Source organism: Bacillus sp. NPDC094106, assembly GCF_044764345.1.
GTDB lineage: Bacteria > Bacillota > Bacilli > Bacillales > Bacillaceae_G > Bacillus_A.
In genome coordinates, this window is the sequence record NZ_JBIWHY010000003.1 from 48,222 (window position 1) to 65,916 (window position 17,695).

Sequence of the window (17,695 nt, forward strand, 5' to 3'; positions counted from 1 at the left end):
ACCTCATGACTTCCAAACGTAACCGCTATGCGCAAGCGTAATACGGCCGTCAAAAATTTGTTTTGCTTCTTCTACTAAATCAGATGTATTTCCTGCATGCGGAAGATGCGTTAACAGTAATTCCTTTACATTTGCACTCTTTGCAATGTCTGCCACTTCTGTACTATTCATATGCCCTGCTTTTGCAGCTTCCTGATGTGCATACATATTACATTCACAAATAAATAAATCAGCATCTTTTGTAAATGGAATGAATTCAGGAATGTAGCTGGAATCAGCACTATATACGATCACTTCATCACCCGCCGTAATACGCATCGCATAGCATATAACAGGGTGTACTGTTTTTAAAAATGAAATAGAGAACGGTCCAATCTGCAATATTTCTTCTGGATTATATACAATCCCTTTCGTATGCGGTGCATGTGTTAAGGACGCGAACCCTTGCACATCAAGTGCATGTCCATAAATCGGTAGTTCTGGTAATTGTCCTTTTGTCGCACTCGTAATTAACCTCGCATATTGCAATACTCCAATATCTGCAACATGGTCGTGATGATAGTGTGACAACAGAACTGCATCTATATCAGATGGTGTTATATATTTTTGCAGCTGTGCTAGTACACCGCTGCCACAGTCAACAAGTAAACGAAAACCATCGTGTTCAAACAAATACCCCGACGTTGCTTCTCCTACTTCTGGAAAGCCGCCCCAAAAGCCAACAACAGTCATTTTCATATGTATCCATCCTTTCTAAACCACTAGAAATGCAGTATTCTCACTTCACTGAGAAGGATTTTTACTTACATTCTTAACTATAATCCATTTCTTAAACTTTTTCATTATTTTTAAATTTGTTATAAAACAGTTATTGACTTTTGTTTTTTGTACTAATACAATGTTAGTAAGAAATGGAAATGGAGGGATTTACATGATTGATCAACCGATGGAATTTTTCAGAAATTTACCAACGAAAACTTGTGCACATTGCGGAAAGGAAATTGATGAACAGCACGAAGCGTACCATAATAAATGCGACGATTGCGTTCACGAAGAATAGCAGTTTGTAAGCATAAGAAAAACCTAGCAGACATCGTCTACTAGGCTAGTAACATCGTATTTTTCATCGTTGAACCTTTCACCAAGAGCTCCAATTCAAACTCATACAATTCTTTTTTACGATAATTTTTCGTATGGATTTTATCCATCATTAAATCAACAACTTTTCGAGCCATTTCACCAATTGGCTGTTCAATTGTTGTAATACCAGGCTCTGTAATTTGTGATAAAATTTGGTTATCAAAGCCAACTACAGCTAAATCATCAGGAATACTCCAGCTATGGCGTTTCGCTTCTGCGATAATTCCAGCTGCGACTTCATCTCCTCCTGCCAAAATAGCGGTAGGATTTTTTTTGTCCTTTAATACTTCATGGAATATTCTTTTTCCATCTTCCCACGAGAAAGCGTTTTCAAGAAAATCAATCGCTTCTACTTGTTTGCTCTTCTCAGTGATTGCACGTAAAAAGCCCATTTTTCGCTGTTGGCTCACTATTTTCGTTTCATTCCCACGACAAAAAATAAGGTTACAATAGCCCTGTTCTAGCACATGCTTCGCAGCTATGTAAGCCCCTTGTGCATGATCAAATTTAACCGTTGGAATGTTTGCTTCTTCAATATATTCATTACATAACACGATTGGACCGTGTTGTAAGTATGGCTCTACTTTCTCCCATGGATTCTCAAGTGAACATAGAATAATACCATCAACTTGTTTTGTTGATAACAGTTGTAAGTATTCCATCTCTTTTTCCGGTAAGTATCTTGTTTGGCAAATAATCAGTTTATATTTATGTTCAGAAGCAGCAATTTCAATTGCTTCAATAAATCTACTGAAAAAAGGATTTGTGATCCTTGGAACAAGCACCGCAATTGTTTCTGCTTTTTGTTTACGAAGTCTTCTTGCTGCAGAATTAGGAACGAAGCCTAAATGCTTCATTGCCAATTGAACCCTCTTTTTCTTATCGTCAGATACATACGGATGGTTGTTAATCACCCGAGAAACCGTTGTTCTTGATAACCCCGCTAATTTCGCCACGTCCTCGATCGTTGACACGAAATTCTCCCCCTTTGTATGAAAACGTTTTCTTAGATTGATTATATAGTATATTATTGGAAACTGCAATACGAGTTCAGATGATTTTACTATATTAATATTATACATAGGGAAAAGTCTGTTATTTGCAGGAAGATTTGACTCCTATTTAGAACTTCACAATAAGGATATTTATTACATATGAAGGATGATATTTCATGAATCGAACAGATCGTTTACTTTCTATTCTCATTGAATTACAGAGAAAACAAACCGTCACAGCTACAAGCTTAGCAGAAAAATTTGAGACGTGTAAAAGAACAATATATAGAGACATGCAAGCGCTGAGTGAATCAGGCGTTCCAATCTTTTCAATGCCTGGGCAAGGCTATTCTTTAATGGATGGTTATTTCTTGCCGCCCATTCAATTCAAACCAGAAGAAGCGGTAACTCTTCTATTAGGAAGTGATTATGTCGAACAAAATCTCGACTCAGCCTTTTCTATACATGCAAAATCTGCTAAAGAGAAATTAGAAGTAATCCTCCCTTCTGAACAGCAAAAGAAGGTTAAGGAGTTAAGAGGAACTTTCCGTTTCCTCTCCGGTACTTTCTCTCATCAAAGATTTGCTCAAGAACAACTAGAGAAACAGCTTCTTCTCTTACAAGAAGCTATTCAGAAACAACATTGTGTTTCTTTTTCTTATCGTAAACCGAATCAAAGTGAACAAAATAAACGTACGGTAAACCCTTATGGTTTAGTCAATATTTCAGGGATCTGGTACATTGTTGCTCATTGTCTACTTCGAAAACAAATACGCCATTTCCGTTTGGACCGCATGGACAACTTACAGCAAGAGCAAACGTGCTTTACGAAACCGGAGAACTTTTATTTACCAGACTATCAACCTGAAAATAATCGAACCATTATCATTCATTTATTATTTCCATCCCATATTGCACACAAAATTATTGAATCTCGCTACTTTTTTATAGATTCATATGAGCATAAAGATGATGGTTTTCATGTCGTTTTGAAATCGAGAAATATAGATGAAGTATTCCCGTGGGTGCTAAGCTGGGGAAGTCAAGTAGACGTGCTAGAACCAACTATTCTTTCTGAGAGAATTCGAGATGAGGCAAGAAAAATGCTGCAACTTTAATTTTTTCTTTCACTGCTGACATAATGGTGTCAACATCAATCATGTATAGTAACCCTTAAGAACAAAATCTTATATAGAAAAAGGAGTTAATACTATGAATACTACTGTCGCTTTAGAGAAATTTGAAAGTTTAGCAACGTCTTACATTAACGAACTAGAAAAATACACTCTTGAACAATTTAGAAGAAAGCCTTCTGAAGGAGAATGGTCTCTCGGGCAAATGTATAGTCATTTACTTGCTTCTGCACATATGCAATTACATGCTATCGCAAAGTGTGCAACTGATTCTACAACTGTAGATGGTCAAAAGACAGAAATGGGTGAAAAAGTATATGCACTGGAGGCTTTTCCTCCTATACAAATCAAAGTACCTGACCGTCCAGGATACACACCTGAAAACGAAGCGAATAAAGAAGGTGTGAAACAAGAATTGCTACAACTGATTAAACAAATGAAGGAAGTTGAACGAACGATTGCTTCTATTCCCAGCAACCGTAAAGTAGAGCACCCTGGATTTGGTTATTTAAATGCAACGGAGTGGTTTCAACTCATTTCTATGCATTTTGCACATCATCTTCGTCAGAAGGAACGATTGGAACAAAGTATTATTCTAAAATAAGTGGTACTTTATGAATAGAGATATAGTTGCTCGTTAATGTAAAGTAAAAAATGGCCTTTCGTTATCTATATATACATCCATTAAAAAACCGACATAAAACCCCCTCTTTTTAAATGGGAGAGAGCATCTGGCCATGCATAGAAGTGGTCAGGGCCTATTTCTGCCACATGCGAAGGAAAAACAGAAAGAGCATACGAGTGTAGGTTACTTTGTATTCTGCATAGCAGAGGTTTAGATGTCGAAAAATTAAAATGAATTTATATACGATAAAAAGCCCCTAAAAAAGAAAAAGAAGATCCCACCTACTATATAGGTGATTATCTTCTTTTTCTTTTCTGTATATCAATAAAGATTCTGTGATTTACTCAAAATAGGCGCTTTTTCAACGGCCTCTATTTTAGAAATCCTCTTTTTTCACTTGGAACAGAAGTAAATTAATACACTTACTTAAATATTAACTTGGCAATATTTATCCCGCATTAACAGACAGTACCAATCCTTTTAGGCTAAGTCCCCAGTTACTAACATAGAACGGTTTTGAAGGTCTTTGGAACGCAGACTATACCCGATTACTTTTTTCTTGTATTGTTTGATTACATCAACGTGATCGTCGTAACTGTACACAGAAAAACGAACATCGGTTTTTCCTTTCTTCGTATTAATAACTACTGGAGTCCCACTGGTCTGTGGAGGAAAATAATATTTCTCTAGAAATATCGCTTGGTTAAATTGATCAATGATTTGAGCTTTATCTTCACCTTCCATTTGTTTTCCGTCGATGGTTACAGTGACAGCCGTATCACTAAGTTTTGGATGCAATTCAAATTTGCTGGCAAACGATCTCACAACAGAACTTGGAAGACTCGTCACTATTATTTTAAGAACACCGACAATAATTAACATAACTATAAAATATGTCGTCATATTGTATCATCTCCGTTAATTAATATGATTACATTACTAATATTACCATAGTGGAAATGGTTATTTTTTGTACATTATGTGAAACTTCTATGACCTACTATATGAAAAGAGCCCCTGTTACTAAAAAACAGGGGTTTTCAAAACTTATAAATCCTTCCACTTCGTTCACTCTTCCCTCGAGTTCACACTGTAAATATTCTCATTTCTGTCCATGAATCCATGAAAAAAACAAGAGAAGGTATTCTCGATTGGAAACACATTGGTTGGATAATGAACCCCAATAATTTAGGGATTGCTGAAATGGTAAATCGGTATTTACCTGTTCTATTAGAAAAAGCGGAGGATTATTTATTGGAATATAAAGACGGTATAGTGATGCTTATAGAGTAAGAGGCTTTATATAATAGGTATTAATAAAGAGGAAAAAGATAAAGAAATTCCTAAACAATCCATTCATTAAATATCCATTAACTATAATTTCAGCTATAGTTATAATAAATTTAAAATATATTTAAATCATAATAAAAAGAAATACATATTAATAGCAAGGGAATGCTTGTATACTAATCTATACCGCATTCCCTTATTTTAATTGTATGTCCACTATATTTTTATTCTTCCTTTTCCAAAATAAAAAACTGATATCCGAATTTCTTAGTTTTCACCTCTTTCTGGATTCACTCCATTGTAATGCAAACTCCTCATTAAATTTCCAATATTCCCTTATTTTAATTGTATGTCCACTATATTTTTATTCTTCCTTTCCAAAATAAAAAACTGACATTCGAATTTCTTAGTTTTCACCTCTTTCTGGATTCACTTCATGGTAATGCAAACTCCTCATTAAATTTCCAATCTACTAGCTGTTGCCCCCCTCCTTGCAAACCATAATAAATTTTAAAATAGTGATCCAACTGTTTATAAAAACAACAAATCAAATTTTTTACAAAAGAAAACAATTTGGATAAAAACAGGTTGTTTTCTTTTATAGGATAGAACAAAGAAAGAGTGAAAAAGCAATACACAAACATGTAAATCACATGGAGTAAACAAATCTATAAGACTAAAAATTCAGAAAATTTAATCGATAAGGGTTTTCGTTTACTCTTTCTTTGTTATTATGAGTTTAACATTAAAAATAGCATAAATCAACAAAAAATAACAAAATTCTTATAATTTCGTCATTTTATTTATCTCCATCTAATTTCAACTTTGGGTCACGTCCCGAAAATGCTGATTTACAACGTTAAGCTCATTTCTCAATATGAAATTCTCCTTTTCACAACGTTAACATATTTGAGACAAGTCATATGGGACATTAAGAATCCTTTATTTTCAATAATTCACATTCATCTCAATAAGGTCTACTCTATTGGGACTAACTAAGGACATTGATATACAAGACTTCTTATCTACTGTTATCACACAAGGTTTAGAAATATACGAAAAAGCCAAGGCCTTCTTGAAAAAGCGCTTGGCTGCTTGTTTATCTCTTGATTTACTTAGATATAGGTTTCATCGACTCTCCATGGGTCATTTGTTGATTTAAAGTGATATCGTACTTTCTCTTCTAATTGAGGTCAATATGTTTATTATGGAGATAAGTGTACTTATCAATATGATTGATATAGTTTATTTTAAAAAAGGAGGATTTATATTGAAAAGAAAGTTCATAATAATCGCCATTATATATGTATTCATGACTAATGCTGCAATTGTTCCAAATGATAACAGAACGATAAAGATCATTACATATCTTTTATAATTATGACCAAGTTGTCCCTTTAGTCATTTTTTTATAATATAAAAAGGATTATCTTAGTTTGACAATCCTTTCAGTAAATAAAGTTCAAATAATTCTGCAATTCTTTCTTTTTCTAATGGTTCATGATTTTTTTCCCAATCGAAAATAAGTGATACATATAGTCGCAGCATAATAAATGCTGTGATTTCTGGGTCGCATTTACTAATCTCGCCTTTTTCAATTGCGCTTTCCAAATAGGATTGAATAAAAGATACAATTTCAACATCTACTTGTTGCATAACTTCTTGTACTTCTTTCGTTCCCATATCTCGCTCTTCTTGAATCAGTTTAATCATAAGCTGATGTTCTTTTCTAAATTCTAAGATGCTGTATAATGCTCTATGTACATTTTCAAAAAATGAAACATCTGAACGAATTGCTTCTTTTGCAACTTGCTTCATTTCTGTAATTAAATTAGAAATAATTTCTCCGAATAATTCTTCTTTATTTTTGAAAAAAGTATAAATTGTTCCTTTTCCTACATTCGCTAATTTCGCAACTTGATCCATTGTCGTCGCCTTATAACCAAATGCCGAAAAAGACTTTGTTGCAGCTTCAATAATAGAACGCTTTCGATCTACCGCCACATCTTCACCTCCAAAAAATGACCAATTGGATAATACAGTCAATTAGTACATATTTGATATTACCACAGTCTTCCATTCTATACAAGTTCTCTTTTTAGTTATTCCCATTATAAAATTTTCCAGTCCATCAACATAATACTGTCATAGTGTATCAGAAAAAACAGTGAAAAGAAAAAGCATTCCTACATATTCTGCTATCGGTATTACAATATCAAGTATAATCCTACTCGTATCAAGTAGCTTAATTTTTTTCATTCCATCTATGCTATTTCTATTAATTTTCTCTCTCATTACTATACACATATTAACAATACGAAATGGATATCATCTTTACGGTAAGATACACATTCATCATCATATAGTAAGAGGTCGTATTTCTTTCATAATTATACTATTTTACATCATTTAGGCTTCTACTTTTATTTTAAGAAGAAGCACGATAGAACTCTAAAAATAAAACGGTGTTCTTAAGATACACATCTTAAGAACACCGTCCTTTATTTCGACATAGAAAGCAGTATCTTCTCCATTTCTTTCTTGTTTAAATCATCATCAATTGTTTCTTTGTATTCAGCTTCATCTCTAGTAAAAATACCATTAACTATCACAATTTGATAGGCACTATTCTTTCCACTTTTAGAGACAAACATCTTCATACCTTTTAATTTACTACGACTATCAGAAGGCGGCGTAACAAAGAGCATTTGATTCCCTTCTAATTCATAATTTTTCATATTGTCTTTCCAAGGAAGTATTTGATGAAGCGGGTCCTTATTCTCCGTATAAACCCTTGATTGATAAATTGTATAGCCATATTTCCCTTTCCTATATTCTGATTTAACAACTAATTCTATATCCCTCCCAAAATATGAATCCGCCCATTCTTTCTTCAGTTCATAGCCATCAACCGTATAAGTCGGTTTCTTAATTGGAAACTTAACATGATTTTGCGCTTCGTCTACAGTATATGTTAAAGATTCAGCTACCCTATCTTCAAATGGTTTTGATTTCTTATCTATAACAGTTAATTTTTCATTATCAGCTTGACTCAAACGCTCCCGTTTAAATTCTTTTGTATCCCCGTCATAATTCTCCTGTACATTTTTCTTGACCATTGCTTTTTTCTGAATATCACGAGTTTCCTTGAACCATTGTACGTACTGTTCAAATTCCTCTTTTGTTAAACATTTTTCAGCCAAATACAAAAAATCCGTATCCCTTTTATACGACCGTATTGACATGCCCCACTCTCTACTTGCATTTTCTGGTGTACCTAGTATTGTTTCTATAGCATTTTCAAAAGCCTCTTTAGATTGTTCCTTCTTTTCTATCGCTTGCCCCTTCTTCCTTTCCTCTCCTTCCGTTGTGCTCGCATTTAGTAAAGAAACAGACGCAACAGCAACGATCGCAATTACTCCAAGTGCAGACAGGCGATATGATTTCTTTTTGAATTTCTTGATCATCAGAATTCTCCTTTTTAGCGTACGTTTATTTCTACTTAAATTAGCTAGACTTGGTGCTTGATAATAGCTTGAATAATGTTCTAAAAGAGTAATAATTGTATGTCCATATGCGATTTGTTCCTCTGAATCTATAAAGGTAAGCGCAAATGCATCGCAGGCTAGTTCTTGATCTTCCCGCATACATGAATAGGCATACCAAAGAATTGGGTTAAACCAATTTAAGATAAGTAAAACGTACATCAGCCAATTCGCCGTGACATCTCTTCGTTTAATATGTGCTAACTCATGATAGAAAATATATTGGAGTTGCTTCTCATTAAGTACTTTCATATGTTTACCTGACAATAGTACCCTTGGGCGAAAAAGGCCAAATACAGTTGGACTTGGAATTTTCCCAGCTAGCTGCAATGGAATTTGCTGCTTAATGGCCATCGACTTCCGACAGTTCTCAAATATCCTAACGATTTTTTCATCTGTAATATTAGGTTGTTTTTTTATGTAATTGTGTAACCGTCCATTCATAATGAAAGTTACAATCGCTAATATACTAGCTCCTAACAGCCAAATATACATAGCAATTTTATAAACTGAAAATGTAGTATCTTTTTCTTTTTTATTCTCGTATGTTTGTTCACTCTCTTTCGCAGCATGTACTGAACGAGATACCGAGTAATCCTCTTTTGTACTTACTGTATTATTTTCCTGTACAGCCTCTTGTGACGTTGCAGGAGAAGGAGTTTTTTGAAAAACCTCAGAAACGCCAGAGCTATATGAAAGAAGCGAATAAATACTATAAGAACTATCCGGTGACCACGGCAGGATAAGCCTTACAATCAGTATCATCCACAGCATATATTGCCATCTAGGAGTTAACTTATTTCTAAGCACAACTTTGACACATAAGATGATGCCAACTAATATACTCGCCATAAGCGATGTTTCTATCAACCAATCAAAGAAGCGGGGAAGATAGATATTTACAACCATATCTATCTTCATGATCTACCTTTCCTCTCGTTCTCTTCTGTCTTTTCATCCAAAATACGTTTCAGCTCATTAATATCTTCTGAAGATAGTTTTTCTTCTTTTAAGAAATTCACAAGTAATGGTTTGAATGCTGCACCGCAGAAACGCTTAAGTAAAGATTTTGTTTCTACTTGCAAGTAATTATCTTGTGATACTAACGGATAATAGGCATACATACGTCCTTTATCTTGATGATAAGAAACCGCTTCCTTTTGAACCAATCGATTAATAAGTGTTCGAATGGTCTTCGGTTTCCAATCCATTGTTGTCTCCAGCTCTTCAATGATCTCATTTGCTGTTTGGGGAGATTTTGACCAAAGAACTTTCATAATTTCTAATTCAGCTTCAGATATTTTAGGTAATTTATTTGTCATAGTATGTTCCACCTCTTGTATTACATTTGTAATCTACAATATAAGATTACAAATGTAATACTGTATTGTCAACCATATTTTAGAAATAAAATTGCTATATAAAATCCATTTTAATGTCTCGACATCTAAATCCCGGCTATGCAGAATAAACAGTAGCCTACACTCGTTTGCTCTTTCTGTTTTTCCTTCGCATGTGGCAGAAAAAGGCCCTGACCGCTTCTATGTATGGCCAGATGCTCTCTCCCATCTAAAAAGAGGGGTTTTTTGTCGGTTTTTTAATTGATGTATATATACTTTTTTTAATTATCAAATGAAAAAACAAGAAAATATTTACAATTAATAGTAATATAGAACATAGATACATTCATTAAAGTAGTGGGGGCTATTTCAATCATGATGCGTGCACTAAGTTTAAATATAAAGCAAGCTTTTTTAAATCATGTTTCCGTAAGTTTCTTATGCAGTATGTTCGTTCTTATTTTCATTTATCACTATTACTACGTCTTACAATATGTAGGTGTCATACCAAACGAACTTTTAACAACATCGTATAAATGGATTGGCTTTCGTGATGATGAAATGGATGTTTATTTATTATTAATGCCTATTATCGCTTCTATACCATTTAGTACAAGTTATAACGCTGATAAATCAGATGGCTTTAAACCATTTATAAGCAAAGAGATTCCTATGTTCTCTTATCTATGTACAAAATATATTGTTACTTTTTTTTGCGGTGGACTTCTTTATATCTTTCCGTTCCTGCTGTCCTTATTACTTTGTAAACTGACAATCCCAGATGGCATTCCATCATTAACCTCGGGTATTATAAACACCAATGGTATGTTTGCATCATTGTATTATGATTCTCCTATCGATTATATATCTATATATATTGTTATTAACTTTCTATTTGCTGGTTTAATGGCCGTTTTAGGTTTAGCTGCCTCTATATGGTCACAAAAAGATTACATGGCCATTTTATTTCCGTTTACTGTTAGTTCGCTTCCCTATGTAGTTTTAAATATGATATTTCCTACAGTTGGCGGAGCACCTATTCATTTATATGATCCGAAACAACCACTGCAAGGAATGTCACCTTACGTTCTAACTGTACAATGTACGTTATTTGGGATCATTAGTCTATTTATGTATATAAAGGGCGTACAAAAAGATAAAAAAATATATGTGCGCAGACTTCAAAAAAGAATGAGATGCAAAGAAGCTATTGGAAAATCAATTGATCTATAACATAAAAAGCATCCTTATGCGTTAAGGATGCTTTTTATTATTGCATAACGAATTCTGTTTCCGATATTCTTTCTAAATGAGCTAATACATGCTTTACGGCTGCCTCACCTTGGTCAATACAATCAGGAAGACCAGTACCTGCATAAGAGCAACCTGCTAGATAAATACCTGGTAATTCTTGCTCCATAAATGCGGTTAATTTTTTCATTCGCTCTTTATGCCCTACTGTATATTGTGGCATTGCATCTTTCCAGCGGCTTACAACAGTAAAGTCTGGATCAGCTGTAATATCCATTGTTTTTTGTAAATCTTCTAATATAAATTGAACAATTTCTTCATCCGTTTGTTCTACGACTGCTTCATCACCAGGACGTCCAACATAGCAACGAAGCAATACTTTTCCTTCCGGTGTTGTATGCGGCCACTTCTTATGTGTCCACGTACAGGCGGTGATTGTAAAGTCACTATTTCGAGATACAACGAAGCCCGTACCATTAATATCACGCTTAATTGCTTCTTTCGGAAAAGCTAACGCCACATTCGCAACTGATGTGGATGGAATATTACGGAAGAAACGAAACTGCTTATACTGAGCAAACATAGATGGCAATACTTTATGTGACGCCGCAACTACGATAGCGTCTGCTTCAATCTCTTTTCCATTACTAAGAGTAATCGCATAGCCATCGCCAAGTTTTGCAACTTTTTCAATGCGCGTTCCCTTCATAACACTGCTATTATCAAGCTTCTCCTCGATTGCTTCAGTCAAGGATTCTAGCCCTTGTTCTAATGTTAAAAAGATTCCTTTTGGCTTTACATCCTTTTTCTGTTTCGGTGATAACGTACGCATACCAAGTGAAATACTACGATATTTCTGCTCAACTTGATAAAATTGCGGGAATGTCGCCATTAAACTCATTTGATCGACATCCCCTGCATAAATACCAGATAGCAACGGTTCAATTAAGTTTTCAACCACTTCATTTCCTAAACGACGACGGAAAAATTGACCAAGCGATTGATCAGAAACTGGTCTTGAACGCGGTAATACAAAATCAAAACCAGCCCTTAATTTACCAATTGGAGAGAACAATCCTGAAAATAGAAACGGGGTAATTTGCGTTGGAATTCCCATCATTGATCCGCTCGGCATCTTATGTAATCGGTTGTTCACCAGAACAAATGACTTACCAGTTGCATTATTTACAAGTTGATCTCCAATTCCTAAGTCTCTGATTAATCTAGCTGCACTTTCTTTTCTTTCTAAGAAAGAATCTGGACCACGCTCAATTGTAAATCCATCTTTTCGAACGGTTTGAATTTTCCCTCCAAGTTTGCCCGATGCTTCTATTAACAATGTATCAATCGGCAATCCTTTTTCGCGAATTTCTTTTTGTAAGTAATACGCTGTTGTTAAGCCTGTAATTCCGCCACCGATGATAACAACTTTCTTCTTCAAAACGTCCCCTCCTTCCCCAAGGTATTACAAAATTTCTGCTTGTTTCTTTAAAACGACATCTGCTAAACAAGAAATAAACGCTTCTGATGCATTTGGCATTTCTGGGCGATAATATTTTGCTCCGATTTCTTCTGTAACAACTTTACATTCAACATCATTGTCGTATAACACTTCTAAATGTTCAGCAACAAATCCAACTGGTGCATATACAAACGAATTGTAACCATACTTTTCATGTAACTCTCTCGTTAAGTCTTGTACATCCGGCCCAATCCATGGATCTGGTGTATTTCCCGCACTTTGCCAACCAACCGCATAATTTCGAACTTCTGCACCGCGTGCAATATAATCCGCTGTCTCATGTAACTGTTCTGGATACGGATCACCTAACGCAATAATCTTCTCTGGCAAACTATGTGCAGACACAATTAAAACTGTTTTTTCACGTTCCGCTTCTGTCATGTCATCGTATATTTTTTTCACTTCATCTACCCAATATTGAATAAATTTCGGTTCTTTGTACCAACTATCAATACCATGAATTGTTAAATTCCCGAATTTCTCCGCTTCTTCTTGTGCTCGTCCGATATATGATTTCACACTAAAAGTAGAATAGTGAGGAGCCAGAACAAGGGCAATTGCCTCTTCAATTCCATCATTATGCATAGCTTGTACAGCATCCTCAATAAAAGGTTCAATATGCTTTAAACCGAGATACATATGAAATTCCACGTGATCCTGCATTTCATTTAAACGCTTTTCTAATTTTTTTGCCTGTTCTAACGTAATAGTAGCTAAAGGAGAAATACCACCAATCGCACGATAACGTTCTGTTAGGTCCTCTAACATTTCAGGACTTGGCTTTCGTCCTCTACGAATATGCGTGTAATAACGTTCAATATCTTCTTCTTTATATGGAGTTCCGTATGCCATTACAAGCAAACCCATTTTCTTTTTCATACACTTGTTCTCCTTTACTTTGCTAACCATCCTTTAGAATACTCATGAATAAATGCCGTTAAGCGTTTTAATGTATCTGGATTTACCTCTGGGAATACACCATGACCTAGATTAAATACATAACCAGGTTGCTTCATTCCTTGCTCTAAAATACCTTTCACATGTTCTTCAATAACAGGCCAAGGTGCAAGTAATAGAGACGGGTCCATATTTCCTTGTACAGCTTTATGAATACCGCGTGCACGCGCTTCTTCAATTGGCAGGCGCCAATCTAACCCTACTACATCAAGAGGTAAATCATTCCACTCATTCGCTAAATGGCCTGCACCAACACCGTGCATAATCATCGGAACGCCCATTTCACGAATTTCTGCAAAAATACGCTCCATTGCTGGTTTAATAAACAGACGATAGTCTGCTACATTTACTGTTCCAACCCAAGAATCAAAGATTTGAACTGCTTTTGCTCCTGCGTTAATTTGCGCTTTTACATATGCAACGACCATATCCGCTAGCTTATCCATTAAAGCAAACCAAGCTTTTGGCTCTGCATACATAAATGCCTTCGTTTTGTGATAGTTGCGAGAAGGTCCCCCTTCAATCATATAACTCGCTAATGTAAATGGCGCTCCCGAAAACCCAATTAATGGCACATCTAACATTTCTGATGTTAATAAACGAATTGTATCTAATATATATGGTACATCCTCTTCCGGATGAATTTCTCCAAGTTTTTCCACATCTTGTAACGAACGAATTGGATTGTCAATCACTGGTCCAATTCCAGATTTAATTTCCACATCAACACCAATCGCTGGAAGCGGTGACATAATATCTTTATAAAGAATCGCCGCATCTACATTGTATTGATCAACTGGAAGCTTTGTAACATAAGCACATAACTCTGGGTTATGTGTGATTTCAAATAAAGAATACTTTTCTTTTATTTTTCTATATTCAGGCTGTGAACGACCAGCTTGTCGCATATACCATGCTGGTACATATTCTGTTCGTTCCCCAATACATGCTTTTAAAAATGTCTCATTTATAGTTCTTCCCAAGACCCTTGCTCCCTTCCTTACTCACACTTCTAACGAATCCTATCCTATATTTATCTTTTTTTACTATACAGGTTGTAAAAACAAAATGCATAGCATTATGTACGTTGTTCATGAAATTGACACAAACGTTCGTAAAACCGCTTACTATTTTCACAACATTCATATTATATCATAAGCAAAACTACGGTTTAGCTACTTTTGTCTTTTCTCCTTCTTGGTTTGTTTGCGGGTTATATGGAACAACATAAAAGCTTGGTTTAGAGAATATATTCGTAAATTTGTCTTCATACTCGCCAATTCCTGTTACTGTTCCAACATGAGTATGGACTCCTTTCTCAACCTTATAGATTCGATATATAACCCTTTTATCTGAAAGCGGTGTCCAACTTAGTTTCGTGGTAAATAAACCAAAAGGGCTAAAAGATAATTTCGCCTCTATATTTTCAATTTTACTTAAGCGGATTGGCTTACCAATTGTTTCAACACCTTTTGGCTGCTTAAACTTCATATTATCTTGTATATTTGCCTTCGTTAAAATCTTTTTAAATAGCACTGTTGCGGATAGCTTTCCATCTTGTAATTGATGTTCTTTGTCCGTACGATCATATCCAATCCAGACAGCACCTACTAAACTCGGAGTGTATCCAACAAACCAAACATCTCTGGCACCTCCACTTTGATTTGAAATTGACGTCGTACCTGTCTTCCCAGCTAATGCTCCGCTATATATACCTGCTTTGGCTGTCCCTTCTTCTACAACACCTTCTAACATTTTTGTCATATACCACGCTGTTTGCTTTGAAAAAATTTTCGTTTCACCTTTAGGTGATTCTCCAATTACTGCTCCGTGCCGATCCAATACCTTTTCAATAACATGCGGCTCAATAATCTTTCCATTCGCTAAAAAAGCACGATACATCTTAACAAGTTCAAATGGAGAAACCCCTTCTTTTAATCCACCAAGCGCCATACTTAAACCAGAATCTGCAATGTGAATATTCCCCTTCTCTAAATATTGCTTCCCTTCCTCCGCCCCGAGTTCATGCAATAAGGACACAGCTGGTACATTTGCTGATTCTAAGAGTGCATCATACATCGTTACTTCTTTTGTATACTTATGATTATAATTTCGGGGTTCATATCCATCAAAGGCGGTTTGCTCATTTGTTAATACGGAATACGGATTATATTTTTTTGTCTCTAGCGCTGGTGCGTATACAATAAGCGGCTTTAAGACAGAACCTGGCTGCCTTTTCGCAAATACTCTATTGAATCCTCTTGGAACATACTCTCTTCCACCAATTGCGGCTTTAATTCCTCCCGTCGCATTATCCATCAATAAAAACGCACCTTGTACTCCGTTGTCTTTACCTGGGAAATTCCGGGCATCTTGAAATTGGTCATAGGCTACTTTTTGAATTTTTTCATCCATCGATACAACAAATGTATAGCCCCCGCGGAGAACTTCTTGATGTGACAAACCATATACACGCGCCGCCTCATCTATCACCATATCTACATATGGCATATAAGCAAGTTCCCGCTCATCTAAATTTTTATAAAGAGCAATTGTTTTCCCTTGATAGCGAACGCTTTCCTCCGCTGATACATACCCTTGTTTATGCATAAGAGACAGCACTACATCACGACGTTCCTTGCTCTTTTCTGGATGCAGAAATGGAGAATACCCATTTGGCGCTTTCGGAAGCCCCGCAAGCATCGCTCCTTCTTCAACTGTCAATTGTTCTACATTTTTATTAAAATACAATTTTGCCGCTGCCTGAATTCCATAGGCGCCATGACCGAAATAAATATGGTTCATATACATTTCAAGAAGCTGCGCTTTCGTGTATTTTTGTTCTAATTGGAGGGCTATCGCTACTTCTTTTAATTTACGTGTAAATGTTTTTTCATGAGTTAAAAAAACATTTTTGACTAGTTGCTGCGTAATTGTACTACCGCCCTCTACCTTCTCTCTCGCTAAAATGTCTTTATACAATGCGCGAAATACAGAAGGATAGTCAATTCCATAATGCTCATAAAACCTAGCGTCTTCTACAGCTATAAATGCTTGTTGCACATACTTTGGAATCTGCTCAATCGGTACAAGCTCCCTATTTTCTACATATAACTTTGTAATTTCTTTCCCTTGCTGATCAACGATACGTGATGAAGAGTGGAAAACCAGCTGCTTTTCATCCATCATATAACTGCCAGCTAACACAATGAGTTTATAGAGTACAATCGCAACTACAAGCACTGCCACGCCGCTTATTACAGTCCACTTTATTTTCCTCATGCATCGCCCTTCTTTCCAAATGATGGTATATTTATTATTTGAAAAAGAATCAGCTTTATGTACATAATCTTCGAAGTTTTTTACAAGAGCTGATATAATGAAAGCAAATTGATAAAGGAGGCATTACAAATGAAAGCAATTATTTCATACGAAACACCTCTCGAACAACCACATTTCACTGCAAAAAATGATGAAAAAAATATGTTTTATAAAGAAAATACCGAGGAAACTGTAGCTGGCTCACTTGGGTATGACGTGTTAGATGCAGTTGGAGAATTTAAAGGACAACCTGGATTCATTGTTTGTAACAATATTTCTGTTACAGAAGAAGGTCGTCCCGTTTTTGAAAATCGTTTTAAAAACCGTGCAGGGCTTATTGAAAACGAGCCTGGCTTCCAAGCGATCCGTGTTCTACGCCCATTAAGTGACGATACATATGTCATTATGACAATGTGGGAAACGGAACAAAACTTCAAAGATTGGACAGAATCACAATCATTTGAACATGCACATAAAAAACGCCCTGCACAAACGAATGCAGAGCCGCAAAAAAGCATTTTTTCAAGACCATCTTTTGTAACGACATTTGATGTACAGGCATAAAAAAGATCACCC

15 protein-coding genes and 1 pseudogene are annotated in these 17,695 nt (G+C 35.5%); 5 read left to right on the plus strand and 11 right to left on the minus strand.

Annotated features, from left to right (window positions below):
* Positions 1 to 3 precede the first annotated feature (3 nt).
* Positions 4 to 738, minus strand: coding sequence for an MBL fold metallo-hydrolase (locus tag ACIQ7L_RS05070; RefSeq protein ID WP_400567212.1), 735 nt, complete (start codon positions 736 to 738; stop codon positions 4 to 6).
* A gap of 193 nt (positions 739 to 931) precedes the next feature.
* Here ACIQ7L_RS05070 and yhfH point away from each other — a divergent pair, with 193 nt between their 5' ends.
* Positions 932 to 1,060 (plus strand): protein YhfH, encoded by a 129-nt coding sequence (gene yhfH, locus ACIQ7L_RS05075; protein ID WP_000567010.1) that lies wholly within the window; start codon positions 932 to 934, stop codon positions 1,058 to 1,060.
* Between the two features lie 40 nt (positions 1,061 to 1,100).
* Here the strand turns inward: yhfH and ACIQ7L_RS05080 are convergent, their stop codons facing one another.
* Positions 1,101 to 2,114 carry a LacI family DNA-binding transcriptional regulator gene (locus ACIQ7L_RS05080; protein WP_400567214.1) on the minus strand — a complete coding sequence of 338 codons (1,014 nt, stop codon included), beginning with the start codon at positions 2,112 to 2,114 and terminating at the stop codon, positions 1,101 to 1,103.
* A 197-nt stretch (positions 2,115 to 2,311) separates the two neighbouring features.
* Between ACIQ7L_RS05080 and ACIQ7L_RS05085 the strand changes: the two genes are divergently transcribed.
* Together ACIQ7L_RS05085 and ACIQ7L_RS05090 are read left to right on the plus strand one after the other, a co-directional pair.
* Positions 2,312 to 3,253, plus strand: coding sequence for a helix-turn-helix transcriptional regulator (locus ACIQ7L_RS05085; protein WP_400567215.1), 942 nt, complete (start codon positions 2,312 to 2,314; stop codon positions 3,251 to 3,253).
* Positions 3,254 to 3,347: 94 nt separating this feature from the next.
* The gene (locus ACIQ7L_RS05090; RefSeq protein WP_400567217.1) at positions 3,348 to 3,872 is read left to right on the plus strand and encodes a DinB family protein; all 525 of its coding nucleotides are present in this window, start codon (positions 3,348 to 3,350) and stop codon (positions 3,870 to 3,872) included.
* Positions 3,873 to 4,373: 501 nt separating this feature from the next.
* Here the strand turns inward: ACIQ7L_RS05090 and ACIQ7L_RS05095 are convergent.
* The 5 genes and pseudogenes from ACIQ7L_RS05095 to ACIQ7L_RS05115 all read right to left on the minus strand — a co-directional run bounded on the left by ACIQ7L_RS05095 (position 4,374) and on the right by ACIQ7L_RS05115 (position 10,050).
* Positions 4,374 to 4,796: a YfmQ family protein gene (locus ACIQ7L_RS05095; RefSeq protein ID WP_400567219.1), complete on the minus strand. Its 423-nt coding sequence runs from the start codon at positions 4,794 to 4,796 to the stop codon at positions 4,374 to 4,376.
* A gap of 1,383 nt (positions 4,797 to 6,179) precedes the next feature.
* Positions 6,180 to 6,376 (minus strand): annotated as a pseudogene (locus ACIQ7L_RS05100) (IS6 family transposase); the annotation flags it as partial.
* A gap of 238 nt (positions 6,377 to 6,614) precedes the next feature.
* A complete protein-coding gene (locus ACIQ7L_RS05105) occupies positions 6,615 to 7,187 on the minus strand; it encodes a TetR/AcrR family transcriptional regulator (RefSeq protein WP_400567220.1) in 573 nt (190 codons plus the stop codon).
* Between the two features lie 497 nt (positions 7,188 to 7,684).
* Positions 7,685 to 9,649 carry a M56 family metallopeptidase gene (locus ACIQ7L_RS05110; RefSeq protein ID WP_400567222.1) on the minus strand — a complete coding sequence of 655 codons (1,965 nt, stop codon included), beginning with the start codon at positions 9,647 to 9,649 and terminating at the stop codon, positions 7,685 to 7,687.
* A complete protein-coding gene (locus ACIQ7L_RS05115) occupies positions 9,646 to 10,050 on the minus strand; it encodes a BlaI/MecI/CopY family transcriptional regulator (RefSeq protein ID WP_335359632.1) in 405 nt (134 codons plus the stop codon). The genes ACIQ7L_RS05110 and ACIQ7L_RS05115 overlap by 4 nt, the downstream gene beginning before the upstream one ends.
* 393 nt (positions 10,051 to 10,443) lie before the next feature.
* Here ACIQ7L_RS05115 and ACIQ7L_RS05120 point away from each other — a divergent pair, with 393 nt between their 5' ends.
* On the plus strand, positions 10,444 to 11,301 hold the full coding sequence (locus ACIQ7L_RS05120) for a hypothetical protein (protein ID WP_400567224.1): 858 nt from the start codon (positions 10,444 to 10,446) through the stop codon (positions 11,299 to 11,301).
* A gap of 37 nt (positions 11,302 to 11,338) precedes the next feature.
* On the opposite strand, the gene hemY is transcribed toward ACIQ7L_RS05120, so the two are convergent.
* From hemY to ACIQ7L_RS05140, 4 genes are all read right to left on the minus strand, one after another.
* Entirely contained in the window at positions 11,339 to 12,760 is a 1,422-nt protein-coding gene (gene hemY, locus ACIQ7L_RS05125; protein ID WP_400567226.1) for a protoporphyrinogen oxidase, read from the minus strand.
* Between the two features lie 24 nt (positions 12,761 to 12,784).
* Positions 12,785 to 13,720 carry a ferrochelatase gene (gene hemH / locus ACIQ7L_RS05130; protein ID WP_400567228.1) on the minus strand — a complete coding sequence of 312 codons (936 nt, stop codon included), beginning with the start codon at positions 13,718 to 13,720 and terminating at the stop codon, positions 12,785 to 12,787.
* Positions 13,721 to 13,734: 14 nt separating this feature from the next.
* Positions 13,735 to 14,781: a uroporphyrinogen decarboxylase gene (gene hemE / locus ACIQ7L_RS05135; RefSeq protein ID WP_400567229.1), complete on the minus strand. Its 1,047-nt coding sequence runs from the start codon at positions 14,779 to 14,781 to the stop codon at positions 13,735 to 13,737.
* 181 nt (positions 14,782 to 14,962) lie between these two features.
* Positions 14,963 to 17,080, minus strand: coding sequence for a transglycosylase domain-containing protein (locus ACIQ7L_RS05140; protein ID WP_400567230.1), 2,118 nt, complete (start codon positions 17,078 to 17,080; stop codon positions 14,963 to 14,965).
* Positions 17,081 to 17,209: 129 nt separating this feature from the next.
* Here ACIQ7L_RS05140 and ACIQ7L_RS05145 point away from each other — a divergent pair, with 129 nt between their 5' ends.
* Positions 17,210 to 17,683, plus strand: a complete 474-nt coding sequence (locus tag ACIQ7L_RS05145) for an antibiotic biosynthesis monooxygenase family protein (protein WP_400567232.1) — start codon at positions 17,210 to 17,212, stop codon at positions 17,681 to 17,683.
* The last annotated feature ends 12 nt before the right edge of the window (positions 17,684 to 17,695 follow it).